General features: G+C 34.2%; 17 protein-coding genes and 1 pseudogene. 16 read left to right on the top strand and 2 right to left on the bottom strand.

The window, feature by feature from the left end:
* Positions 1-96 precede the first annotated feature (96 nt).
* The 9 genes from ACUN0F_RS30890 to ACUN0F_RS30850 all read left to right on the top strand — a co-directional run bounded on the left by ACUN0F_RS30890 (position 97) and on the right by ACUN0F_RS30850 (position 13,468).
* On the top strand, positions 97-360 hold the full coding sequence (locus ACUN0F_RS30890) for a MerR family transcriptional regulator (protein WP_000816200.1): 264 nt from the start codon (positions 97-99) through the stop codon (positions 358-360).
* Entirely contained in the window at positions 357-1,514 is a 1,158-nt protein-coding gene (locus ACUN0F_RS30885) for an RNA-guided endonuclease InsQ/TnpB family protein (protein WP_193674382.1), read from the top strand. The genes ACUN0F_RS30890 and ACUN0F_RS30885 overlap by 4 nt, the downstream gene beginning before the upstream one ends.
* Positions 1,515-1,673: 159 nt before the next feature.
* Complete coding sequence (queG, locus tag ACUN0F_RS30880) at positions 1,674-2,816, top strand: tRNA epoxyqueuosine(34) reductase QueG (RefSeq protein ID WP_264462961.1); 1,143 nt, start codon at positions 1,674-1,676, stop codon at positions 2,814-2,816.
* A gap of 44 nt (positions 2,817-2,860) precedes the next feature.
* Positions 2,861-3,748, top strand: a complete 888-nt coding sequence (locus ACUN0F_RS30875) for an amidase domain-containing protein (RefSeq protein WP_445540730.1) — start codon at positions 2,861-2,863, stop codon at positions 3,746-3,748.
* A 58-nt stretch (positions 3,749-3,806) separates the two neighbouring features.
* Positions 3,807-4,295 (top strand): tRNA (uridine(34)/cytosine(34)/5-carboxymethylaminomethyluridine(34)-2'-O)-methyltransferase TrmL, encoded by a 489-nt coding sequence (gene trmL / locus ACUN0F_RS30870; RefSeq protein ID WP_000538149.1) that lies wholly within the window; start codon positions 3,807-3,809, stop codon positions 4,293-4,295.
* A 127-nt stretch (positions 4,296-4,422) separates the two neighbouring features.
* Entirely contained in the window at positions 4,423-6,492 is a 2,070-nt protein-coding gene (locus ACUN0F_RS30865) for a sensor domain-containing protein (protein WP_445540729.1), read from the top strand.
* Between the two features lie 392 nt (positions 6,493-6,884).
* Positions 6,885-8,780: a PrkA family serine protein kinase gene (locus ACUN0F_RS30860; protein ID WP_000353275.1), complete on the top strand. Its 1,896-nt coding sequence runs from the start codon at positions 6,885-6,887 to the stop codon at positions 8,778-8,780.
* Positions 8,781-9,226: 446 nt separating this feature from the next.
* Complete coding sequence (gene yhbH, locus ACUN0F_RS30855; protein WP_046957378.1) at positions 9,227-10,402, top strand: sporulation protein YhbH; 1,176 nt, start codon at positions 9,227-9,229, stop codon at positions 10,400-10,402.
* A 129-nt stretch (positions 10,403-10,531) separates the two neighbouring features.
* On the top strand, positions 10,532-13,468 hold the full coding sequence (locus ACUN0F_RS30850) for a leucine-rich repeat protein (RefSeq protein ID WP_445540728.1): 2,937 nt from the start codon (positions 10,532-10,534) through the stop codon (positions 13,466-13,468).
* Positions 13,469-13,680: 212 nt separating this feature from the next.
* On the opposite strand, the gene opuD is transcribed toward ACUN0F_RS30850, so the two are convergent.
* Positions 13,681-15,231, bottom strand: a complete 1,551-nt coding sequence (opuD, locus tag ACUN0F_RS30845; RefSeq protein ID WP_445540727.1) for a glycine betaine transporter OpuD — start codon at positions 15,229-15,231, stop codon at positions 13,681-13,683.
* A gap of 328 nt (positions 15,232-15,559) precedes the next feature.
* On the opposite strand from opuD, the gene colA reads away from it, so the two are divergent.
* The 7 genes and pseudogenes from colA to ACUN0F_RS30810 all read left to right on the top strand — a co-directional run bounded on the left by colA (position 15,560) and on the right by ACUN0F_RS30810 (position 25,555).
* Positions 15,560-18,457 (top strand): collagenase ColA, encoded by a 2,898-nt coding sequence (colA, locus tag ACUN0F_RS30840; protein WP_445540726.1) that lies wholly within the window; start codon positions 15,560-15,562, stop codon positions 18,455-18,457.
* Positions 18,458-18,703: 246 nt separating this feature from the next.
* A complete protein-coding gene (locus ACUN0F_RS30835; RefSeq protein WP_001173145.1) occupies positions 18,704-19,252 on the top strand; it encodes an NfeD family protein in 549 nt (182 codons plus the stop codon).
* Between the two features lie 12 nt (positions 19,253-19,264).
* Positions 19,265-20,839, top strand: coding sequence for a flotillin family protein (locus tag ACUN0F_RS30830; protein ID WP_000154996.1), 1,575 nt, complete (start codon positions 19,265-19,267; stop codon positions 20,837-20,839).
* Between the two features lie 112 nt (positions 20,840-20,951).
* Positions 20,952-22,121 (top strand): annotated as a pseudogene (locus ACUN0F_RS30825) (HAMP domain-containing protein); the annotation flags it as partial.
* A complete protein-coding gene (locus tag ACUN0F_RS30820) occupies positions 22,116-23,063 on the top strand; it encodes a methyl-accepting chemotaxis protein (RefSeq protein WP_370458318.1) in 948 nt (315 codons plus the stop codon). The pseudogene ACUN0F_RS30825 and the gene ACUN0F_RS30820, both read left to right, overlap by 6 nt.
* 189 nt (positions 23,064-23,252) lie before the next feature.
* Positions 23,253-24,863: an ATP-binding protein gene (locus ACUN0F_RS30815; protein ID WP_445540725.1), complete on the top strand. Its 1,611-nt coding sequence runs from the start codon at positions 23,253-23,255 to the stop codon at positions 24,861-24,863.
* Entirely contained in the window at positions 24,863-25,555 is a 693-nt protein-coding gene (locus ACUN0F_RS30810; RefSeq protein WP_445540724.1) for a response regulator, read from the top strand. The genes ACUN0F_RS30815 and ACUN0F_RS30810 overlap by 1 nt, the downstream gene beginning before the upstream one ends.
* 47 nt (positions 25,556-25,602) lie before the next feature.
* Here ACUN0F_RS30810 and ACUN0F_RS30805 read toward each other — a convergent pair whose 3' ends face one another.
* Positions 25,603-26,907: a CitMHS family transporter gene (locus ACUN0F_RS30805; protein WP_000880457.1), complete on the bottom strand. Its 1,305-nt coding sequence runs from the start codon at positions 26,905-26,907 to the stop codon at positions 25,603-25,605.
* Between the last annotated feature and the right edge of the window lie 36 nt (positions 26,908-26,943).

The raw sequence follows: 26,943 nt of genomic DNA, 5'->3' as shown, positions 1-26,943 counted from the left end.
GAATTGCTAACTAATATAGACGTTACATAAAGGGTGAATTCATCTGAGGAGAAAGAAACAGTAAACAAAAATGTGCGTATATAGTAAAAAGTAATTATGAAACAATATAAACCAAAAGAATTTTCAGAAATGCTTAATGTCTCTGTTAAGACATTACAAAGGTGGGACAATCAAGGTGTTTTACCTGCTTACCGAAACCCAAAAGGAAGAAGATACTATACAGAAGAACAGTATAAGGAATATATGGGGATTCAAGAAGAACTTGTTCAGGATTTAATATCTATCATTCATGTATTTAGCTGTAGAATATATGGGTTGAGAAAATACAAAAAGAAAATGTCGGAGGATGGAGACTTATGAAAAGAACATATTTAATAGAAATCAAACCGACAACTGAACAAATTAATAAAATCCGTCAAACTATTGGGGTGTGTCGATATGTATATAACCTGTATATCTCTAAAAATAAAGAGGCATATGAGTCGGAGGGGAAATTTCTTAGTGGCTATGACTTTTCCAAATGGCTGAACAATATTCATACAAAAGAGTGTGACCAGTGGATTAAAGAAGTGTCGAGCAAAGCGGTAAAACAAGCGATTATGAATGGAGATAAAGCTTTTAAGCGGTTTTTTAAAGGTTTATCTAAGTTTCCACGATATAAAAAAAAGAGAAAGCAAGATGTGAAGTGCTACTTTCCGAAAAACAACAAAACAGATTGGACAGTAGAAAGACATAGAGTCAAAGTTCCTACAATTGGTTGGGTAAGGTTAAAAGAATATGGATATATCCCTAAAAATGCAACTGTAAAAAGTGGCACAGTATATCAAAGAGCAGGAAGATATTTTGTATCTGTACTTTGCGAATTGGAAGAAATGGCAACAAAGTTGGCACTCAATAAAATAGGTCTAGGGATTGATTTAGGAGTGAAGGATTTTGCTACACGTAGCGATGGTATCGTTCATGAAAACATCAACAAAACAATAAAAGTAAAAAAGATAGAAAAACGGTTAAAACGTGAACAACGCTCTTTAGCACGTAAATTTGAAAATCTAAAAAAGAGAGGTGAAAAATCTGTTACTAATAAAAGAGTGAATATAGATAAAAATGTTCTTAGAGTGCAAAAGTTGCATGCTCGATTAGCGAATATTCGAATAGAGTATGTAAAGTCTATTGTAACGAATGTGGTGAAAACCAAGCCAACGTTTATTACAGTGGAAGATTTGAATGTGAAAGGTATGATGAAGAATAAACATTTATCTAAAACAATTGCCAAGCAGTCTTTTTTTGCTTTTAAAACGTGGCTTTTGACGAAATGTGAGGAATATGGAATTGAATTACGTCAAGTAGACCGGTTTTATCCATCGTCAAAGTTATGCTCATGTTGCAGTCAAAAGAAAGCGGATTTAAAGTTATCTGACCGAGTATATACATGTGAATGTGGCAATGTAATGGATAGAGATTTGAACGCAGCGATCAACCTTTTACAAGCAAAAGAATATACAATACTAACGTAAATAGATTGTATATATGTACGGTGGGCTACATCGGAATTTACGCCTGTGGAGTGTCACAGCAAACTGTAGTAGCAAGTGATTAGCGAGGCAGGGCACGTAGAAGCAGGAATACTCTAAGAATATACATTTGTCTATATTTTTAGTAGCAGGCGATTAGGAATGGATTTTGAACAATTAAAGCAAGATGTAATTGCGTATAGTAAAACAATTGGTATAGATAAAATAGGCTTTGCTAGTGCTTCACCATTTGAGGAATTAAAGCAGCGCTTAATCCAACAGCAACAATTAAATTATCAATCTGGATTTGAAGAGCCTGATATAGAAAAGAGAACGAACCCACAGCTTCTACTACCTGGTGCAAAATCAATTATTGCGATTGCATTAGCGTATCCTTCAAAATTAAAAAATGCACCATTAAGTAAGCGCGGAGAACGCCGCGGTATTTTTTGTCGTGCCTCTTGGGGACAAGATTATCATCTTGTTTTACGAGATCGTTTGCAAAAATTAGAAGCATATTTAATTGAAAAACTTCCCGATATAGAAGTTAAGTCAATGGTTGATACGGGTGAATTAAGTGATCGAGCTGTTTCGGAGCGTGCCGGTATTGGATGGAGTGGTAAGAATTGCGCTATTATTACACCTGAATTTGGTTCGTATGTATATTTAGGAGAAATAATTACAAACGTTCCCTTCCCACCAGATCAACCGATAGAAGATCAATGTGGAAGTTGTACAAAATGTATTGATGTTTGTCCTACAGGCGCTTTAATACAAGGAGGACAGTTAGATTCGAAGAAATGTATTGCATTTTTAACACAGACGAAAGGATTCCTACCGGAAGAATACCGCGACAAAATAGGAAATCGTATTTATGGATGTGATACATGTCAGACTGTTTGTCCGAAAAATAAAGGAATGGATTTTCATAATCATCCTGAGATGGAACCAGATCCTGAGTTAGTTAAGCCGTTATTAACACCACTTTTAACAATTAGCAATCGTGATTTTAAAGAGAAATATGGAATTATGTCTGGTTCATGGAGAGGGAAAAAGCCGTTGCAACGAAATGCGATTTTGGCACTTGCGCATTTTAAAGAGGCATCAGCAATTCCAGATTTAATTGGTGTTATGAAAGACGATCCAAGACCAGTACTTCGCGGAACAGCAGCATGGGCACTTGGGAAAATTGGTGGAGATGGCGTGGGCGAAGCTATTGAAAAAGCGATGCAACGTGAGAAAGATGAAGAGGTTCTTCATGAAATGAATCGCGGACTTGAATTGTTAGCGCAGAAAAAAGAGTAGATAATATCTCCCTTCTTCATATTGTAATATGGGAGGGAGACGAAATGGTTGTAAAAGTAAATATTGAAAAGCAAGTACAACAATTTTTAGCATATGTAACAGAGAAACGAACAAATGTAGATGGTATTGCTGAAGATTTATTACAAATAGCACGGAGAAAGAAACAATTGTTTCAAAAGCGTAATGCAGAGATAGTGAAAGCAACTGCGGATGTTTCTTTCATGAGACAATTAAATAATAGCAATCATCAAGAAATTGATTATCAAATACATTTTAAATATTTAATTAAGCATAAAGAATTATTTTATATCGAAGAGGAACAACTAAAACGAAGAGTTTGTTTAAATAATAGCCGGGTAATAGGTGATTATGCTATTGAAGTGCCAGAAGCAGTTGGAATGAGTGAGACGTTAGAAAGGGAAGTTACAAAAGAGAAGTACGGTTCTTATCAGTACAACCGTTTAGAGGCAGTTAAATATGCAGAGCGTTGGTGGGATGATCGAAACCCTGTATATCGTAATTTCCCTGATAATTGTACGAATTTTATTTCTCAATGTCTTCATACTGGAGAAGTACCAATGAATGGATATCCTAATATTCGCAAAGGATGGTGGCAAAGGGAGAATCAGTGGAGTTGGAGCTGGGCTGTCGCACACTCTTTTTATTGGTATTTGTCAGGTGCTACAACAGGGCTTCGAGCTGAAGCGGTAGAAAGGCCAGAGGACCTTATTCTTGGTGATGTCATCGCTTATGATTTCGAGGATGATGGTAGGTGGAATCATACGACGATTGTAGTAGCAAAAGACGCAGATGGTATGCCGCTTGTAAATGCACATTCAGCGAATAGCCGTCGGCGTTATTGGAACTATGAAGATTCTAGTAAATATACACCACAAATGAAATATAAATTCTTTCATATTATTAATGGGTAGAGATTTTTCGCTCAAGTGGTATAATACGTAGTAGACAAAAAACAGAGGTGAATATCGCGTGGGAGTACATGTTGTTTTATATCAACCAGAAATTCCAGCAAATACAGGGAATATTGCTCGTACTTGTGCAGCAACTGGAACAGAATTACATTTGATTAGACCGCTTGGATTTTCAACGGATGATAAAATGTTAAAGCGTGCAGGATTAGATTATTGGCAGCACGTGAAAGTTACGTATTATGATTCAATTGAAGAATTTTATGAGAAAAATAAAGACGGTGAATTCTTCTATTTAACAAAGTATGGCGAGAAAGCTCATACAGCATTTGATTATAGCAAACGTGAGAAGGATTACTATTTTGTATTTGGAAGAGAAACAAACGGCTTACCAGCTAATGTAATCGAAGAAAATTTCGATCATTGTTTACGTATTCCAATGACTGATAAAGTGCGCTCATTAAATTTATCTAATACAGCAGCTATTTTAATTTATGAAGCATTCCGTCAACAAAATTATCCGGGATTAGATTTAGAAATTGTTTATTAAAAGTCGCCATATGGCGACTTTTTTTCTAAAAATAAAAATAATATGTAATCATACATTTAAAAAAGGGTACATATTCATATAGAATGGGATATATGAATAAAAATAGATTAGACGGGTTGAGATAAATATGAAGGAACAATATAATAATCAAAATACCTTTTTAAGTATGATAGATATGGATTTAATAAGAAGAGGACTATTACATGCTATTCAAGATTTAGTATTTATTGTGAAAGTTATGGATGAGGAAACCTTTAAATATATTTATGTAAATAAGATAGGTATGGATTATGCGAAGCTAAGCGAAGAAAGTTATGGAAAAACGTTTGCTGAAGTATTATCAGAAGATACGGCGGAAATATTGCAAGTGCAATATGCAAAAGTAGCGAGCGAAGCGAAAGCACATACCTTTTGTGATGTAGTTAGTTTACCAAAGGGCGAGTTACATTATGAATCTTCACTTAATCCTGTATTCGACGAAGAAGGAGTATGTCAGTTTATTATTTGTATTACGAGGGATATCACAGCTCAGATTGAGGAAAAGGCAGAGATAGAGGAAAAACAAATGTTGTTTAAGTCATTATTAGAATATAATAATGACTCCATTATATCTATAGATTCTATAGGTAGAATTACATATGCAAATCCAGCAACGTATGAAATATTTGGATATCGATATGAAGAATTACATAATAAATTTATTTTTGAATTTATTAATAAGGAATATGAAAAAGATTTTCAAATTATATTTAAAGGAGCCCTGCAAGGAAGGGCAAAACAAATTGTTTCAAAGAAATATGTTCATAAAGAAGGGTACGAGCTCTATATTTCTTTGAGAACTATTCCGATTATTGTGAACGCCGAAATTGTTGGGGTATATATTGTTACGAGGGATGTTACAAGGCAAGTATTGAATGAAATGCGAACAGAATATTTAGCTTATTATGACCAATTAACAGGATTAATGAATAGAATTTCATGTGCAAATAAGTTAAATGTTTTTTTAAATGATAATACAGAGTTTGCGCTTGTTTTTATAGATTTAGATGAATTTCACCTTATTAATGATACTTTTGGTCATAAAGAAGGAGATAAAGTATTACAAAAAGTTACAGAATGTTTAAGCAGTCTTCAAATAGACGGTATGCACTTATTTAGAGAACACGATGATCAATTTGTTATGTTAATAGAAAATATAACGAAAGAACGTGTAGAGATAGTTGCAAAAAGCATACTAAAAAAGATTAGTGAACATTTTGTAATCGAAGAAGACGACGTCTATTTAAGTGCGTCAATCGGAATTGTAATGGCTCCAACAGATGGAGAGGATGAAAAAATATTATTCCAAAGAGTGGATGCTGCTTTGGAAAAAGCAAAAGAAAAAGGAAAAGGGCATTATCATTTTTATTGCAGTGGATTAGATTGTGAGCGTGAACAAAGATTTATAATAGAAAACCAATTGCATCGTGCTATAGAAAAAAATGAATTCTGCTTGTATTATCAGCCACAAATGAATATTGAAACGAAAAAAATAGCGAGTATGGAAGCTTTAATAAGGTGGGAGAATAAAGAATTGGGGTTTGTCTCTCCCAATCAATTTATTCCGCTAGCAGAAAGAACAGGGTTTATTATTAAGCTTGATGAATGGGTAGTAAATGAAGTGTGTCGGCAAATACGTGAATGGTTAAATAAAGGATATGAAGTTGTCCCGATTGCAGTTAATATTTCAGCCAGGCACTTTCGCTCGATTACATTAATAGAGATGATTACACGTGCTTTACATAAGTACAATGTACCAGCTCATCTATTAGCGATAGAGGTTACAGAAGGGGCCCTTATGCATAAAGACATATCAAAAAGAGTATTGCTACAATTAAAAGAACAAAATTTAAAGATTCATTTAGATGATTTTGGGACGGGATATTCATCTTTAAGTTATTTAAAAACGTATCCAATTGATACGTTGAAAATCGATCGTTCTTTTATGGAAGGTATACATGTAGATGAACGCGATACGAATCTTACAGCTGCAATTATTCATTTAGCTCATACTTTGGAATTAAATGTAATTGCAGAAGGAGTAGAAAAAGCGGAACAAATACAATTTTTGAAGGAAAAGAATGTGAAGTTTGTGCAAGGTTATTATTATAGCCGACCTTTATCAAAATATGATGTGGAAAATGTGTATTATAAATGATTGATAAAAAAAGTGATGTGCTAAGAAGCACATCACTTTTTATGTGTACCGGGTTTATCATTGTAACCAGATGTGAAAATAGCTGTAAGAAATGTGAGTGATACACCTAAAATTAATAATAATTTCATACTAATATCCCTCCTATTATTCAGTTTGCGAATCTTAAATATGAATCAAAATGTATGTAAGGTTCTTGGAAGAAAAGAATTTATTTAAAATGAATAGAGGTGTAAAAACTTTAATACCTATATTATACAGAATTTTCTTTGAATTTTGGAGAGAATTTTATAGAACTACTGTATATTTCATTTTGATTTAAAGAATGTTTAAGGACATCCTAGCATACCTTTTATAATAATCCGATTGAACAAGGAGATGGGGGAGGAGCTATAATGGATATTCTAAAAAAGATTGAACAGCATCGAGCAGCAGAAGAACGGTTACAGTGGGAAGGTACGTTTGCGGAGTATTTAGAGCTTGTGAAGGAAAGACCATGGGTGGCTCAAACAGCACACTCTCGCATTTACAATATGATAAAAGATGCTGGAATCGAAGAAGTAGATGGTAGAAGAAAGTATAACTTCTTTAGTAATCAGCTATTTGGATTAGAGGATGCTTTAGAACGTCTTGTGGAGGAATATTTTCATCCATCTGCAAAACGATTAGATGTTAGAAAACGTATTTTATTATTAATGGGTCCTGTTAGTGGAGGGAAATCAACATTAGTTACGATGTTGAAACGAGGATTAGAAACATATTCACGAACAGATCGAGGAGCAATTTTTGCAATTAAAGGCTGCCCAATGCATGAAGATCCACTGCATTTAATTCCGCATCATTTACGGGATGATTTCTTTGGTGAGTATGGAGTTAGAATTGAAGGGAATTTATCGCCATTAAACGTAATGCGTCTAGAGCAAGAATATGGTTCAAGAATTGAGGATGTAGTTGTAGAGCGTATTTTCTTCTCGGAAGATCGCCGTACAGGGATTGGTACATTTAGCCCGTCTGATCCCAAATCACAAGATATCGCCGATTTAACAGGTAGTCTGGACTTTTCAACAATCGCAGAATATGGTTCAGAATCAGATCCACGAGCGTATCGCTTCGATGGAGAATTGAATAAGGCAAACCGTGGGATGATGGAATTCCAAGAGATGCTAAAATGCGACGAGAAGTTTTTATGGCATTTATTATCGCTTACGCAAGAAGGGAATTTCAAAGCGGGAAGATTTGCGCTTATTTCAGCAGATGAATTAATTGTAGCGCATACGAATGAAACGGAGTATCGTTCCTTCATAGCAAACAAGAAAAATGAAGCATTGCACTCAAGAATTATTGTAATGCCAGTTCCATACAATTTACGAGTGAGTGAAGAAGAACATATTTATGAAAAAATGATTCGTGAAAGTGATGTATCCAATGTGCATATTGCACCGCACACACTTCGCGTTGCAGCAATGTTTACGATTTTAACTCGTTTAAAAGATCCGAAGCGTCCAGATATTGATTTAATTAAAAAGATGCGTTTATATGATGGAGAAACGGTAGAAGGTTATAATGCGATTGATGTAGAGGAGCTGCAACGTGAATATCAAGATGAAGGTATGAGAGGTATTGACCCTCGTTATGTTATTAACCGAATTTCCTCTACAATTATTCGAAAAGAGGTACCATCTATTAACGCATTAGATGTACTTAGATCGCTCAAAGACGGGTTGGATCAGCATCCGTCAATTAGTAATGAAGATCGAGAGCGTTATATGAATTTCATCTCATTAGCGAGAAAAGAATATGATGAAATTGCGAAGAAAGAAGTACAAAAAGCATTCGTGTATTCATATGAAGAATCAGCGAAGACACTTATGGATAATTACTTAGATAACGTTGAAGCATATTGCAATAAATCGAAATTACGTGATCCATTAACAGGTGAAGAAATGAGTCCAGATGAAAAGCTAATGCGCTCAATTGAGGAGCAAATTGGAATTTCAGAAAATGCTAAGAAAGCATTCCGTGAAGAAATTTTAATTCGCATTTCTGCTTATGCGCGTAAAGGAAAACGCTTTGATTATAATTCACATGAGCGTCTTCGTGAAGCGATTCAGAAAAAACTATTTGCTGATTTAAAAGATATAGTGAAAATTACAACATCAACGAAAACGCCAGACGAAAATCAACTTAAGAAAATCAATGATGTTGTTGCACGCTTAATTGATGAGCACGGCTATAATTCTTCATCTGCGAATGAATTATTACGTTATGTAGGTAGTCTGCTAAACCGATAGTTTGATAACAAAACGCTGTCTCTTGTATTTTGCGGGACAGCGTTTTATTATCCATTTATATGTGTAAAGTGTCATACCTTGTCCAAATGTAATAAATTAAGATGCAATTTCATGAATTTATTGTCAATTATTTTTACAATATGCATATGATAGAGTAACCAACCATTCATACGAAAAAAGCCAACACAATACAATATGTTGCAAAGTGTAAATGTGTGCAACTATGCATTGTGTTTCTTTCTTATCAACGGCTGAATATTTCTTTCTAGTATGTGAGTGGCAAAACTTTGTTTAGGATGCTCGGAGTATTATATGAAAAACGTTATATATGTTTATGGGATGAATTTCGATGGGCAGTTATCTTTCATTCTAGCTTGCACAGTATAAAACAAAATTTCTAGCTTACTGTTCATAGGGGAAGACAATTACAGTAAGGAGGGAAAGAAATGGGTGAAGAAAACCAACCAAATTATACGATTTCACAGGAAAACTGGTCCCTCCATCGCAAAGGATATGACGACCAACAACGCCATCAAGAAAAAGTACAAGAGGCAATTAAGAATAATTTACCCGATCTTGTAACAGAAGAAAGCATAGTTATGTCTAATGGTAAGGATGTTGTAAAAATACCGATTCGTTCTTTAGATGAATATAAGATTAGGTACAATTATGATAAAAACAAACACGTTGGGCAAGGAAATGGTGATAGCAAAGTTGGTGATGTCGTTGCGAGAGATGGATCAGGTGGTCAAAAGCAAAAAGGACCAGGAAAAGGGCAAGGAGCAGGGGACGCGGCTGGAGAAGATTATTATGAAGCTGAAGTCTCTATTTTAGAATTAGAGCAAGCATTTTTCAAAGAGTTAGAGCTGCCTAATTTAAAGAGAAAAGAAATAGATGAAAACCGGATTGAACATGTTGAATTTAATGACATTAGAAAAACTGGATTATGGGGAAATATCGATAAGAAACGAACGATGATATCCGCATATAAACGAAATGCGATGCGTGGTAAAGCCTCTTTTCATCCGATTCACCAAGAAGATTTAAAGTTCCGTACTTGGAATGAAGTATTAAAGCCAGATTCAAAGGCTGTTGTATTAGCGATGATGGATACGAGTGGATCGATGGGAATATGGGAGAAATATATGGCACGTAGCTTCTTTTTCTGGATGACGCGATTTCTACGAACGAAGTATGAAACAGTAGATATTGAGTTTATTGCCCATCATACGGAGGCAAAAGTAGTTCCAGAGGAAGAGTTTTTCTCAAAAGGAGAAAGTGGCGGAACGATATGTTCTTCTGTATATAAAAAAGCACTCGAGCTAATTGATAATAAATACTCACCAGACCGCTATAATATTTATCCATTCCATTTTTCAGACGGTGATAATTTAACATCAGATAATGCTAGATGTGTAAAGCTTGTCGAAGAGTTAATGAAGAAGTGTAATATGTTTGGATATGGGGAAGTGAACCAGTACAACCGCCATAGTACCCTTATGTCAGCCTATAAAAATATTAAAGATGAGAATTTTAGATATTATATTTTAAAGCAAAAAGCAGACGTATTCCATGCGATGAAGAGCTTTTTTAAAGAAGAAACCGGAGAAAAAATGGCATAACCCCCTTAAAAAGGGGTTATTTTTTTGTTAACTTTTTATTTTTTTAGTTGACAATGATAATGAAAATCATTATCATTTATTCGAGAAATGATTACATTTCGAATTATATATTTTGGAGGAGATGTAAAGTTGAAAAAAAATAAAAGAAAACATATAAATGCAATGTTAGTGGCAGCAGCTTTAGCGCTACCATTTGCTGCATACTCAACGCCTGCTTTAGCGGCAGTAGCAATTGAGGCTAATAAAAAGGGCTATGCTTTAGAAGATGGTACATATGATGCTGTTATGAAAGCATATAAAGATAAAACGAATGAGGAGTCTATGGCAGCAGTTTATATAAAGGATCCTAAGTTAACGATTGAGAATGGAAAGAAAATTGTAACGGCAACGTTAAGTGATAGTGATTTCTTTCAATACTTGAAAACAGAGGATATACATACTCCAGGTGTGTTCCATGATGTAAAAGTAATATCAGAAGATAAAAAGAAAAATGGAACGAAGGTTATTCAATTTGAAGTTGGAGAATTAGGAAAAAGATATAATATGCAAATGCATATTTATATTCCAACAATGGCCTATGATAATAAATATCAAGTGCAGTTTGAAGTGAATGCATTAAATTTAGGGAATATTGATCAAGAAGAGCAAAAGGAAAATACAGAGGATAAAGTGGATCAACAAGATGAAAGTGGAAATGTAATATTAGATAAACAATTACAAAAACATATTAATGAATATAACTTAGGTAGAGATAATCTAGATGCTCCAATAACTAAGGAAGATTTATTGCAGATTGAAACATTATCCATTTACTCAGGTGAAGGAATAAATGAAATAGCCGGTTTAGAACATATGACAAATTTAGAGAAATTAACGTTACAGAAATCGAATGTAAAAGATATAGCACCTTTAAGTAATCTAAAGAAACTAAAATATCTAGATTTGTATTCAAATCAAATTGAAAATATTGAACCAATTGCTCAATTGGAAAAGTTAAATATGCTCTCTTTAAGAAATAATAAAATAGTAGATATTACACCTATAAACAAATTGAAGAAGGTGAAAACATTAGATTTAGTAGGTAATAAAATTAAAGATATTAAACCATTGTTTGCGTTATCATCTATAAGTGAATTGTATTTATCTAATAATGAAATTAGTGATCTTACAGGAATTGAACAATTAAATAAAGTGAAACTATTATGGATAGGGAATAATAAAATTAGTAATGTTGAATCTATTAGTAAAATGAGTAATCTTACTGAACTCGAAATTACTGATAGTGAAATAAAAGATATATCACCATTATCTAAATTAGGAAAATTACAAGTACTGAATTTAGAAGAGAATTATATCTCTGATATATCGCCGCTGAGTACTTTAACAAATTTATATGAGATAAAACTTGGAGCGAATGAAATTTTTGATGTAAGACCTGTTGAGAAGTTAGGTAAGCGAACTTCAATTGATATTCAAAGACAAAAAATCTTTTTAGATGAAGCAAGTGTAGATGAAGAAATAAAAATTCCAGTATACAACCTTAAAGGAGATTCACTTGAAAATATTAATTTAAAAAGTGAGGGTGGTACTCTGAATAACGGATTTATAAAATGGAATAGTCCTGGAGAAAAAATATATGAATTTAAACTAGATACTAATTCTACTGAAAATAAAATAAGATTTAATGGTACGGTTATACAGAATATAGTTGAAAAACAAAAAGAACGTGCAAATGTAATTATTGATAAAACTTTACAAAAACATATTAATAAAGAGAATTTAGGTAGAGAGAATTTAAATGCGCCTATAACAAAAGAAGATTTATTACAGATTAAAGAATTAGAGATACTTAAAGAAAAAGGAAAAGAGATAAAAGATATAGCAGGTTTAGAGTACATGACGAACTTAGAAAAACTCACTTTAGAAGGAGTAGGCTTGAAGAATATTGAATTTATCTCGAGCTTAGAAAAGTTGAACGATGTAAATGTATCTCATAATCAAATTGAGGATATAACACCGTTATCTTCATTAAAAAATTTACAATGGTTAAACCTTACAGATAATCGTATTAAAGATGTGTCGGTTCTTGGATCAATGTTAGACTTACTTAGTTTAAATTTAGCTGGAAATGAGATTCGTGATGTAAGGCCGTTAATACAATTAGGTCAATGGGGAACAATTGATGTCAGAAGGCAAAAAGTCATTTTAGATGATGCAGAAATAAATAAAGAAGTGAAAATTTCTGTATATGATTTAGAAGGAGAGCGAATTGACAAGATTACACTAAAGAGTGAAGGTGGAACTCTTACTGATGAGGGAATCACTTGGAGTACTCTAGGAGAAAAAATATATGAATTTGACTTAGATGCAGATCATTATGAGACTGGGATATTATATAGTGGCATCGTCATGCAGAATATAGTAGAAAAATTAGAACCGAAAGAGGAAGTAAAAGAGCCAACAAAAGAAGTTGAAGAATCGAAAGAAGAAGAAAAAGAACCAACGAAAGAAGTTGAGGAAACAAAAGAAGAAGTAAAAGAGCCAGCGAAAGAAATTGAGAGTTCGAAAGAAGAAGTGAAAGAACCAACGAAAGAAGTTGAGGAAACAAAAGAGGAAGTAAAAGAGCCAACAAAAGAAGTTGAAGAATCGAAAGAAGAAGTAAAAGAACCAACAAAAGAAGTTGAAGAATCAAAAGAAGAAGTGAAAGAACCCGCAAAAGAAGTTGAAGAACCAAAAGAAGAAGTGAAAGAACCAACAAAAGAAATTGCAGAATCGAAAGAAGAAGAAAAAGAGCCAACAAAAGAAGTTGAAGAATCGAAAGAAGAAATCAATCAATCGGCACCAGTTCAAGAACAAAACGTGAATAATCAAGTTGTGAAAGAAAAAGTAGTAGAGAATCAAAGCATGAAAGAAAATAAACCAGTTGTTAATAAAGAAGAAGAAAGTAAGAAATCGCTAGGAGCAACAGGTGGACAAGCGAATACATCAACGTTACTTTCGGGTGTAGCATTAGTTCTTTCAGCACTGAGTATGTTTGTATTTAGAAAGAGATTATTTAAGAAATAAAAACGCTTAATCTTATTATAATGTAAAACAGTTATATAAGGTGTTAAGAAGAAAGCATGTTTACAACACTATATAATAGAGTAAAAACCCATTCGTATGAAAATTATATTTCATACGAATGGGTTTTATTTAATTTATTTTGCAGCCCTCAGTAATAATGGATTCAGGACTAATCGGAGGACCGAATTCTTCTTTAGGAGAGGTGCTAATCGTTACATAACCTTCTTTATTTTTTGCGGAACTTCTTTTGCTTGTAAATTAACATCTTCTTTTCGAAGCTCCTTAAAGAGCGAAATGATCATAAGAACGACTACGATAGAAAATGGTAGCGCAGCAATTATAGCTGCTATTTGCAGTGCATTTAATCCTCCAGCTTGTAATAAAATAGCAGCAATTATGGCGATTGTTAATCCCCATATAAGTTTTAAACTATTTTTCGGTGATAAGCTTCCGTTACTCGTTTGCATTGAAACAACAAACGTTGCCGAGTCAGCAGAAGTAACGAAAAATGTGGCTACTAAAATTAACCCGATAATTGTTAAAAATGTAGAGAACGGTAGGTGTGAAATAACAGCAAATAATCCAATCTCTGTACCATTTTTTGCGATTTCATCAGCTATCCCAAGCGATTGGAACATTTCCATATGGATAGCGGTACCGCCAAATACTGCAAACCAAAATGTACAGATAAGAGTTGGGACTAATACAACTCCAATAATAAATTCTTTTATTGTGCGCCCTTTAGAAATACGAGCGATGAATGTACCGACGAATGGAGACCAAGAGATCCACCATCCCCAATAGAAAATAGTCCAGTTTTCAATCCAAGAAGAAGATTTTTCATTAAATGCTCCTAAATTTAATCCCATACTAGGTAAAGCTGCGATATAAGAACCGAGTGTAGATGTGAAATATTTCATAATAAATACAGTTGGTCCTAAAAGTAAAAAGGAGACGAGTAATATACCTGCAAGAGAGAAATTTAAGTTACTCAAATATTTAATCCCACGATCTAAGCCTGTTTGTGCACTTGTTAAATATAAAACAGCGAAGATGGCGATAAGTACGAGCTGTGTAAGTACAGTGTTATGAATAGAAGGGAATAAATAGCTTAATCCTCCGGCGATTTGTTGAGCACCAATCCCAACAGATGGCACAATACCGAATACTGTGGCTAAAACAGCCAAAATATCGACTGTTTTTCCGATAGGAGAATTTTTCGATCGATTAAATAATGGAGTAACTGTAGCCCCAATTGTGCTACCTTTTTGTTTGCGGAATGTGAAATATGCAATTGTTAAAGCAACCATCGCGTATAGTGACCAAGGAAAGAGTCCCCAGTGGAAAAATGAATATTGCATAGCGAGTTTGGCGCTTTCCTCTGTACCTGCTTTTCCTGTTAATGGATCTGTAAAATGTGAAATCGGTTCAGTGATTCCATAAAAGAGGAGTCCAATTCCCATTCCTGCTCCAAACAACATGGATAGCCAAGATGGATAACTATACTTTGGTTTTTCTCCATCTTTACCGAGACGAATAGAACCGTATTTAGAGAATGCTAAATACGTGGCTAAAATAATCATTGCAGTCATAAGTAGAGAGTAAAACCATCCAAATTTATTGAGGATAAATGAGTTTAAAGAAGATGTAACGCTTTGTAAATCATAGCCTTGTATCCAACTTGCCGGGGTAATTCCCCATATGATGAATAATGTTGTTAGCAAGATGGAGATATAAAATACACTGTTTTCTTTTTTTATCATAGAATCCCACCCTTGTTTAATAAAGTTAACAATTATATTAATCATAACAATTGAAGGGTTAATTGTCAAAAAATTCGATTTTTAACGTGTGTAAAAGGATAGTTTAATCGCTATAGATTCATAACTATTGGAGGTTAGGTCAACTACCCAACTGAGATAAAACGTTTCAGTGGGGGTCTTACTGCCCGTTAATGCGGGATAAAAGTAAAAGTGTTCACGATATGTACAAAATATAGGAAGAAATAATATGAAATATTGCATTTTATATTGTTGTATCTAGATTTTATGTTAAATTCTTCAAGGGAATATATAAATAGGGGGCAATGATATGAACAAGAAATCAAAGATTAATAAAGTGATGCTTAGTATTAGTACAATGGCGCTATCGTTAGGAGCAATTCAAACGAATGTATCAGCAGAAGAAAAGGTGCCATACAATGTATTGCATTCGAAACCAGTTGGGATTGAAAAACCAGTAGATGAGATTGGACATGTTTCTAAAGCACAGGAAACATTATCGTTTCAAGAACGTTTAAAAGTAGGAGACTTTTCACAGCGACCAGCATCTATTATGAAGAGCTCAGAAGTAAAGCAAATGAAAGAAAGCTATTCAATGGCTGATTTAAACAAAATGAATAATCAAGAATTGCTTGAAACGCTAGGAAGTATTAAATGGAATCAAATTACAGACTTATTCCAGTTCAATGAAGATGCAAAGGCTTTTTATAAAGACAAAGGGAAAATGCAAGCAGTTATAGATGAATTAGCTCACCGAGGTAGTACGTTTACGAAAGATGATTCAAAAGGAATTCAAACGTTTACAGAAGTGTTACGTTCAGCTTTTTATCTCGCATTTTACAATAATGAATTAAGTGATTTAAATGAGAGAAGCTTCCAGGATAAATGTTTACCTGCTTTAAAAGCAATTGCAGCCAATCCAAACTTTAAGCTTGGTACATATGAGCAAGATGCAGTCGTATCTGCATACGGTAAATTAATTAGTAATGCTTCAAGTGATGTGGAAACGGTTCAATACGCATCGAATATTTTAAAACAATACAATGATAATCTTCATACGTATGTAGACGATCGTATGAAAGGACAAGCTGTATACGATATGATGCAAGGTATTGATTATGATATGCAATCTTATTTATTTGAAACTCGTAAAGAAGCAAAAGATACAATGTGGTACGGGAAAATAGATGGATTTATTAATGAAATAAATCGTATTGCTCTTTTAAATGAAGTAACACCAGAAAATAAGTGGCTCGTTAATAATGGAATTTATTTTGCTAGTCGTTTAGGGAAGTTTCATAGTAATCCAAATAAAGGTTTAGAGGTTGTTACACAAGCAATGCATATGTATCCGCGTTTAAGTGAGCCGTATTTTGTTGCAGTAGAACAAATTACAACAAATTATAACGGAAAAGATTATAGCGGTAATACTGTAGATTTAGAGACGATACGTAAAGAAGGAAAAGAACAGTACTTACCAAAAACGTATACATTCGACGATGGATCTATCGTATTTAAAACAGGAGATAAAGTATCAGAAGAAAAAATTAAGAGACTATACTGGGCTGCAAAGGAAGTAAAAGCACAGTATCATCGTGTAATTGGGAATGACAAAGCATTAGAGCCAGGTAATGCAGACGACGTATTAACGATAGTAATCTATAATACTCCAGACGAATATCAGTTAAACAGACAACTGTATGGATATGAAACAAACAACGGTGGCATTTATATAGAAGAAACAGGTACATTCTTTACATATGAGCGTACGCCAGAACAAAGTATTTATAGTTTAGAAGAGTTATTCCGTCATGAGTTTACTCATTATCTTCAAGGGAGATTTGAAGTGCCAGGTTTATTTGGAAGAGGAGATATGTATCAAAATGAGAGATTAACTTGGTTCCAAGAAGGAAATGCAGAATTTTTCGCAGGATCTACTCGTACAAATAATGTAGTACCGAGAAAGAGCATCATTAGTGGATTATCATCTGATCCTGCAAGCCGTTATACAGCAGAGCGCACATTATTTGCTAAATATGGTTCTTGGGATTTCTATAATTACTCGTTCGCATTGCAATCTTATTTATATACACATCAATTTGAAACATTTGATAAAATTCAAGATTTAATTCGTGCAAATGACGTGAAAAATTATGATGCCTATCGTGAGAATTTAAGTAAAGATTCTAAACTAAATAAAGAGTATCAAGAGTATATGCAACAGCTAATTGATAATCAAGATAAATATAATGTACCGGAAGTAGCAGATGATTATTTAGCTGAACATGCACCAAAATCGTTAACAGCAGTAGAGAAAGAAATTAGTGATACGTTGCCAATGAAAGAGGCAAAAATGACAAAACATAGCTCCCAATTCTTTAATACATTTACATTAGAAGGCACATTTACAGGTAGTGTAACAAAAGGTGAATCCGAAGACTGGAACGAAATGAGTAAACGAGTAAATGAAGCACTAGAACAACTGGCGCAAAAAGAATGGAGTGGCTACAAAACTGTTACAGCATACTTCGTCAATTATCGTGTGAATAGTTCAAATGAATTTGAATATGATGTAGTCTTCCACGGTATCGCAAAAGATGATGGAGAAAATAAAGCTCCAACGGTTAATATAAATGGACCTTATAATGGGCTTGTAAAAGAAGGAATTCAATTTAAAAGTGATGGCTCAAATGATGAAGATGGAAAAATTGTTTCTTATTTATGGGAATTTGGAGATGGCAGCACAAGTGCAGAAGTTAATCCAATACATGCATATGAAAGAGAAGGAATTTATAAAGTAGCGTTAAGAGTAAAAGATGATAAAGGTAAAGAGAGCAGAAACGAAACCACTGTTACGATTAAAGATGGAAGTTTAACAGAATTAGAACCAAATAATCGTCCAGAGGAAGCAAATCGTATCGGGCTAAACACTACTATAAAAGGTAGCCTTATCGGTGGAGATCACACCGATGTTTATACATTTAATGTAGCATCAACGAAAAATATTGATATTTCCGTTTTAAATGAGTATGGAATCGGGATGACATGGGTGCTTCACCATGAATCAGATATGCAAAATTATGCTGCTTACGGTCAAGCTAATGGAAATCATATAGAGGCAAAATTTAATGCAAAACCAGGTAAGTATTATTTGTATGTATATAAATATGATAATGGCGATGGAACGTACGAATTATCAGTAAAATAAGTGCTTTTCCAATGTATGTTTAACTTTACTTTTTGTGGAAAATAGTATATTATATAGATATATAATATATCGGTTATTTACTAGGAGGAGCCTGTCACAATAGGTTTCTCCTGTTCTTTTTTAGGGGCCTGTCATACAGGCTTTTCTTTAAAAGTGAAATAACTGAAAATTAAGAACTATAATCTTTGAAAGAGGTGGGGCATACACATAACAAAAAAGGGATTGTTTAAGAGAGGGGGATAAGAAATGGCTTTGTTTGGTTATCCACTTGAAACAATTTATTTATACGGATTTATTATTGCTACTATACTCACTGTTATTTATATCTTTTTTGGAGATATATTTGAATCCATATTTAGTTTTGGAGGCGGATCTGTATCCGTTGTTACTTTATTACTTAGTTTTTTCGCCATGTTATGTGGACTCAGCTATATAGGAGAATATTTATTTTCCTTTAATAGCATTCTTATTTTCGGGTCTGCATTTGCTATATCCTTTATTGGTGTTTTCATAATGAAAATATTAATTTTAAAGCCAATTGCAGAAGCAGAACAAAATACTGTGCAGCGTATGGATGAATTTATTGGTTGTAAGGGAGAGGTCATTACGACTATTCCTACAGAAGGGTTTGGTGAAGTATTAATTTCCTCCCAATTTGGAAACAATGCAATCCTAGCTAAAACAGTTGGAAAGAAAGATATTTCACAAGGAACTGAAGTTATTATCGAGGGAGTCCAAGATGGTGTTCTGCTTGTACAGAACATCGCTTATTCTTTAAAGAAACCAAAATTATAAGGGGGAATTTACATGACGATTCCATTAATTATCGGTGGAGTATTACTCGCAATTTTAATTCTACTCATTTTAGTATTCATTACAAAGTATCGAACAGTTGGACCAGATGAAGCATTAATTGTTACTGGAAACTGGCTTGGTGGCGGGAAAAATGTAGTTACCACTGATGATGGAAAGAAGATTAAGATTATTCGTGGTGGTGGTACTTTCGTAGTTCCGATTATGCAAAGAGCAGAGCCTTTAAGTCTATTAAACTACAAATTAGAAGTGGGAACACGTGATACGTATACGAAACAAGGTGTACCGATTACAGTAAACGGTGTTTCTATTATTAAAGTAGGATCTACCATTGAAGAAGTTTCTACAGCAGCTGAACAATATTTAGGAAAAGAAACAGAAGAGTTGAAAATAGAAGCAAAAGAAGTTTTAGAAGGGCATCTACGTGCTATTTTATCTTCTATGACAGTAGAAGATGCCTATAGTAATAGAGAGCAATTTGCTCAAAAGGTACATGAAGTAGCTTCTACAGATTTAAAGAAGATGGGACTTCGCATCGTTTCCTTTACAATTAAAGAAATCATGGATAAGAACGGTTACTTAGATGCACTTGGTCAGCCACAAATTGCGATGGTTAAGCGTGATGCAACAGTTGCAAATGCAGAGCGTGAAAAAGAGGCGCGAATTGAAAAAGCTCGTGCTGAGAAAGAAGCGAAAGAAGCTGAGTATCAACGTGATGCACAAATCGCTGAAGCTGAAAAACATAAAGAGTTAAAAGTACAATCTTATAAGAGAGACCAAGAACAAGCTCGCGCAGATGCAGATCTTTCCTATGAATTACAACAAGCAAAAGCGCAACAAGGTGTTACAGAAGAGCAAATGCGCGTTAAAATCATTGAGCGTGAAAAGCAAATTGAATTAGAAGAAAAAGAGATTGCGCGTCGTGAAAAGCAATATGATGCAGAAGTAAAGAAAAAGGCAGATGCAGATCGCTATGCTGTTGAACAATCAGCAGAAGCGGAAAAAGTAAAACAAATGAAAAAAGCAGATGCAGATCAATATAAAATTGAAGCGGAAGCAAGAGCACGTGCAGAAGAAGTTCGTGTAGAAGGTTTAGCGAAGGCGGAAATCGAAAAAGCGCAAGGTCAAGCAAAAGCAGAAGTACAAAAAGCACAAGGTACAGCGGAAGCAGATGTTATCAGATTAAAAGGTTTAGCAGAAGCGGAAGCGAAACAAAAAATTGCAGAGGCATTTGAGTTATATGGCCAAGCGGCGATTATGGATATGGTTCTTAACATGCTTCCAAGTTATGCGAAGGAAGTTGCAAGCCCACTTAGCAACATTGATAAAATTACAGTTGTCGATACAGGTGGCGGTGGTAAAAATAGCGGTGCCGGAAAAGTTGCAGGTTATGCGACTGATTTAATGGCAACGATGCAAGAAACATTAAAAGCTTCTTCTGGCATTGATTTAAAAGAGTTATTAGAAGGATTTGCTGGAAAAGGAGCAGTACAACAATTATCAAACGATAAACCTGTTGTATCTGTAGTAGAAGATGCGAAAAAAGAAGTAGAAAAAGATAAAGAATAGTAAAGCGGGAGGAACCTCTAGTAAGTGAGATACTAGAGGTTCTTCTGTGAATTTTAATATTTCGAATAATATACATTTTTATATATTGTTTTAATTATTTAATTTATATAGAATGAAAAAGGTATGTATCAACTCTTCAATAGAGAAAGAGATAGAGAGTCGCATTGATACATTTGAATCGTATGATTTATATAAAGAAATTAAATGTAAAACAATTACATTTAAAACGGTATGGAGGGGTAGAAATATGTTTCAAGGGAAATTAAGGAGTAGTAGTTTAAAAGCAAAGTTACTTGTGTCATTTGTTATCATTTTGATTCTTCCAAGTATTGTAATTGGTTGGACGTCTTATCAGCAGACCAAGACGAATTTTAATGAAACGATTGTAAACTCGGCGAAAGATAATATAAAAATTTTGGATAATGTAATTAACAAGGAATTGGATAGTAAAAAAGTAGATGCAACTTATTTTACGAAATTATTCACACACTCAAGTTACCAAGCAGACCAAATTCAAAATATCCAAAATAAACTAGAAGAATACAACAAATTACATCCAGAAATGGAAGCAATCTATACAGGATCTAGTAATGGACAGTTTATTCAATCACCAGCTATTCAGATGCCAGACGGATATAATCCTACAGAAAGAGATTGGTATAAAGAGGCAGTGAAGAAAAGCGGAGAGGTAATTGTAACTGCTCCATATAAGTCACAAACGACAGGGAATATTGTTATTACATTAGCGAAACAAAATGAGGATAAAAGTGGCGTTCTTGGGATTGACTTAATAATTAATGATATTGTTACTACTTCCAAGATGGTTAATATCGGTAAGGAAGGGTATGTAGCAATATTTGATCAAGATAAAAATGTAGTAGCACACCCGAAAATGAAGCCAGGAGAGAAATTAGAAGAGAAACTTAGTAAGGAATTTTATAAACAGGAATCTGGTGATTTTCATTATTCATTAGAGGGTGAAGACCGTAATATTACTTTTAAAACGAATAAGAAAACTGGATGGAAAATAGCAGGAATTATGCCTGCAAAAGAAATTATTGAAGCTGCTGAACCTATTTTCTATAAAACGATAACTGTTATTGGTATTTCATTAATAATTGGTGGGATTTTAATTTACTTCATAATTGCTTCTATTATTAATCCGTTAAAACAACTTGTTATATCATCGAAAAAGATTAGTGAAGGCGATTTAACAGAATCTATTGCAGTTCATTCTAAAGATGAAATTGGACAGCTAGGAGAAAGCTTTAACGAGATGGCAGCATCATTACAGAATGTCATTTCCAATATAAATACTTCAGCAGGTCATGTAGCGGCATCTTCAGAAGAATTAACAGCTAGTATGAAGCAGACGAGTGAAGCAACGGAACAAATTACACAAGCGATAGAGCAAGTGTCGAGTGGAGCGGAAATACAAACGAAAGAAGTCGAAGAAGGCGCAACATTATTAGAAGAAGTTACAGAAGGAATTCAACGTGTGGCAGACAGTTCTTCATTAGTATCCACAGCATCTATGTATACGAAGAAAAAGGCTGAAGATGGTGGGAAGTTAGTTGAACAAACGGTGAATCAAATGCAATTAATCCATGAGTCTGTTTCACAATCAGATAAAGTTATTGTTTTGCTAGATGATAAGTCGAAACAAATTGGAGCAATCCTTGAGGTAATTCAACATATTGCAGAGCAGACAAATTTATTAGCATTAAATGCTGCAATTGAGGCTGCGAGAGCAGGAGAACAAGGAAGAGGATTTGCAATTGTAGCAGATGAAGTGCGAAAGTTAGCAGAACAATCAGGACAGTCTTCTACGGAAATTGGAAAACTAGTAAAAGAGATACAATTTGACATAAAAGAAACAGTAAGCTCTATGAAGCAAGTTGGGACAGAAGTACAATCAGGACTTGTAGTTGCAAATGAAACGAAGCAAAGCTTCGCTGAAATATTGAAGTCTACAGATGATACAGTTGTACAAATTGATAGTATGGTAGAAGTAGCGGAACAAATGACAGTAGATGCGAAACAAGTTAGTGCATCTATTAATGAAATTGCAGCTACAATTGAAGAAAATGCAGCAAGCGTTCAAAATATTGCTGGTTCTTCAGAAGAACAATTAGCTTCGGTAGATGAAATCAATGCAGCAGCAGTTCATTTATCGCAAATGGCAGAAGAATTACAAGAGATGATTGGGAAATTTAAAGTGTAATAAAAAATGTTAAGAAACGAGGTAGTAATTGTACTTCGTTTCTTTTTTTATCCCGCTATTTGTGGGTTGATTAAAGTTTCACTTTATGAAGATAAAAAATAAAGAAATATAGAGTAACCGTGTTATGATTAGGTAAAAATATAAAAGACTGTATTTTCGTTAAATTCTATCTTTAATTATGTTAGGGGAATGGTTTTGAGGCTTAAAAAATTAAAACTACAACCGAGAATTACAATAACAATTAGTACACTTATTCTAGTCGTACTTCTATTAACAAGTTATTTATTTTATTACATATTGTCTGAAACGGTAGAAGAGCAAATTGGGAAACGGGCTTTGCATGTTGCGAAAACAGTTGCTGCTATACCTGAAATAATGGAAGCTTTTCAAAAAGAAAACCCAGCTTCTATCGTTCAGCCAATTGCAGAAAAAATTCGAATTGATACAGATGCTGATTTTATTGTAGTTGGAAACAAAGAGGGGATTCGATATGCACATCCTAAGCGAGATAAAATAGGAGAAGCAATGGTTGGTGGAGATAATAAAGGAGTTCTATTAGAAGGAAAATCTTATATTTCGAAAGCAACTGGATCATTAGGTCCTTCATTACGCGGCAAAGTTCCAATCCGTAATCAGGAAAATGAAATTATAGGCGTGGTGTCTGTTGGATTTTCAATGGATGATATTCATGGAGCGGTAGAAGTGTATGGAAAGCGTGTATTTTGGATTACAGTAATAGGTCTTTTAATCGGGATAATTGGTTCTATATATTTAGCCGGAAGTATAAAAAGAATGATGTTTGGGATGGAGCCAGAAGAAATTTCATCTTTATATGAAGAGCATAGTACAGTGATTCAATCTGTACGTGAAGGGATTATTGTTATTGATCGAAATGGCATGATTAGTTTAGTCAATCAAGCAGCTTATGATATTCTTTCGCTAGATAAACAGCGTAATATTATTGGAGAATTTATTTTAAATGTAATTCCTAATTCAACGATACTAGATGTACTTCAAACTGGTGAAGAACAGTTTGATCGTCAATTAAATATAAAAGGGCAGGCTGTGATTGCGAACCGTCTACCTATTAAAGTGAAAAATAAAGTAACTGGTGTTGTATCGAGCTTACGTTTGAAATCTGAAATGGATCAGTTAACAGCAGAGTTATCTCAGACGAAGCAATATACAGAGGCATTACGAGCGCAAACGCATGAATATAACAATTTGTTGTATACGCTTTCAGGGCTTATCCAGTTAGAATCATATGAAGATGCTTTAGAGCTTATTCATAAGGAAACAGCGGTATATCAAGATTTTGTTCAATTTATTATGAAGCGAATTCAAAATCCATGGTTAGGTGGAATTTTAATTGGATTCTATAATAGAGCGCGAGAGTTAAAGATTGATTTTATGCTAGATCGAGAAAGTAGCTTAGATAAATTAAGCCCGCACATTGAGAGTAATTACGTCGTTTCTATTTTAGGAAATTTAATTACGAATGCATTTGAAGCAATTGAAAGAAATGAAGAGAATGATAAGAAGGTAAGGATGTTTGTAACTGATATTGGAGAAGAGATAGTAATTGAAGTGGAAGATTCAGGACAAGGGATTCATGATGAAGTTATTACTAGCATATTTTATAAAGGCTTCTCGACGAAAGAAGGCGGGAAACGAGGATATGGATTAGCAAAAGTGAAAGAGTTAGTAGAAGATTTAAATGGAAGTATTGCAATCGAAAAAGGGGATTTAGGTGGTGCATTATTTATTATTGCATTACCAAAAGAGAGAGGCGAATTGTAATGGGTGAAGAGATTGAAGTATTGATTGTAGAAGATGATATTCGAATTGCGGACATTCATTGTCGTTTTACTGAAAAGATTGAGGGATTTAAAGTAATTGGAACAGCAACGACTGGAGAACAAGCGAAAGAATGGCTAGAGTTTGTGAAGCCACAACTCGTTTTATTAGACGTGTACTTACCTGATATGCAAGGAACGGAACTTGTCACATATATTAGGCATAATTTGCATGATACAGATATTATTATGATTACAGCTGCATCGGAAACAGATGTAGTGAGGCACGCTCTACGAGGCGGAGTAACAGATTATATCGTAAAGCCACTTATGTTTGATCGATTTAAAGCAAGTCTAGAAGGCTATCAAAAAAAGATTATACAGTTAAAGAAGAACAATCAATTATCTACGGAACAAATTGAATATTTATGGTCTCAAAGAGGCGTGAAGGGAAATGAAATAGAATATGCTCCGAAAGGGATAGACCCCTTAACTTTAGCAAAAATAAAAAAACATATGTTAACAGTGAATGAAGAAGGAATTACAGCAGAAACGTTAAGTACAATGGTAGGTGTAAGCAGATCAACAGCGAGGCGTTATTTAGAATATTTAATATCAGGAAAGAAAGTTCATGCGGAGCTTATATATGGGAGTGTAGGGAGACCAGAAAGAAGGTATTTTCTTGTTTCTTCATAACAAAAAAACAGTAGAGAATTACATTTCTTCTACTGTTTTTTCACGTCTTATATTGGAATAATCCCAATTACAATGCCAGTAATCAACATTACCATTGTCGTTCCAACTGCCCACAATAAAGTAAAGCGTTGATGTTCACCAAAATCAACTTTTGCCATCCCGACTAATAAATAGGTGGATGCGACAAGAGGGCTTAATAAGTGAACAGGTTGTCCGAGTAAGGAAGCGCGTCCCATTTCAGCTGCACTAATTCCATAAGTAGCAGCAGCTTTTGTCAAAATAGGTAATACTCCGAAGTAAAATGCATCATTGGACATGAAAAATGTGAATGGCATACTAAGAAGAGCTGTAATAATTGGTAGTTGTGGGCCAAGAGCGTCTGGTATAAGAGTGACTACACTTTTAGCCATTGCATCTACCATTTTTGTTCCTGATAAAATTCCAGTGAAAATTCCAGCGGCAAATACGAGAGAAACAACGGCTAATACGTTTCCTGCGTGAGAAGCAATACGCTCTTTTTGTTGTTCTAAGTTTGGGTAGTTAATCATAACAGCAATAGCGAAAGCGATTGTAAATAAAACAGGTAACGGCATAACTTCTAGTATGAGACAGACAAGTAAGGTAGCAGTTAATAAAAAGTTAATCCATAGAAGTTTAGGACGTTTATGAACCGCAGCTTCTACTGTTGCAGCTTGTTCATCCATTGTTTGCATTTGTTTTAAATATTGTACATCCATAATTCCTAAACGCTTTCTCTCTTTTTTTCCAAGATAGTAAGCGACGAAAACTACCCAAAGTGCACCAGCGATCATTCCTGGTATAAGTGGTGTAAAGAGCTCTGATGCGTCTAGTCCAAGAGCACTCATAACCCGAGCTGTCGGTCCGCCCCACGGTGTAAGATTTGTCACTCCTGCTCCTAACATAACAACCCCAGCTAGTATAAGTGGATTCATTCCAAGACGTTTATATAATGGGTACATTGCGGAAACCGTAATCATATACGTTGTTGTTCCATCCCCATCTAATGAAACGATAATAGTAAGAATCGCTGTACCAACAACAATTTTTAAAGGATCTCCTTTTACAAATTTCAAAATCCTACTAATGACAGGATCGAATAAACCGCTATCAATCATAATTCCAAAATACAAAATAGCAAACATAAGCATAATACCAGTAGGTGCTAGTTTTTGAATTCCTTCTAACATCATAGGTCCCATATTTGCATAAAAACCGCCAATTAATGCGAAAGTAATTGGAATTAATATTAATGCTACTAGTGCTGACATACGTTTCGTCATAATTAAAAACATAAAGACAAATACCATCGCAAATCCAAGTAGTGCTAACATGTAATCTCCCCCCCAAAAATGATTGCGCTTTCAAAA

The organism is Bacillus sp. 1A (assembly GCF_052682215.1).
The sequence above is the reverse complement of the archived record's forward strand: the minus strand, read 5'-3'. Positions and strand labels throughout refer to the sequence as shown.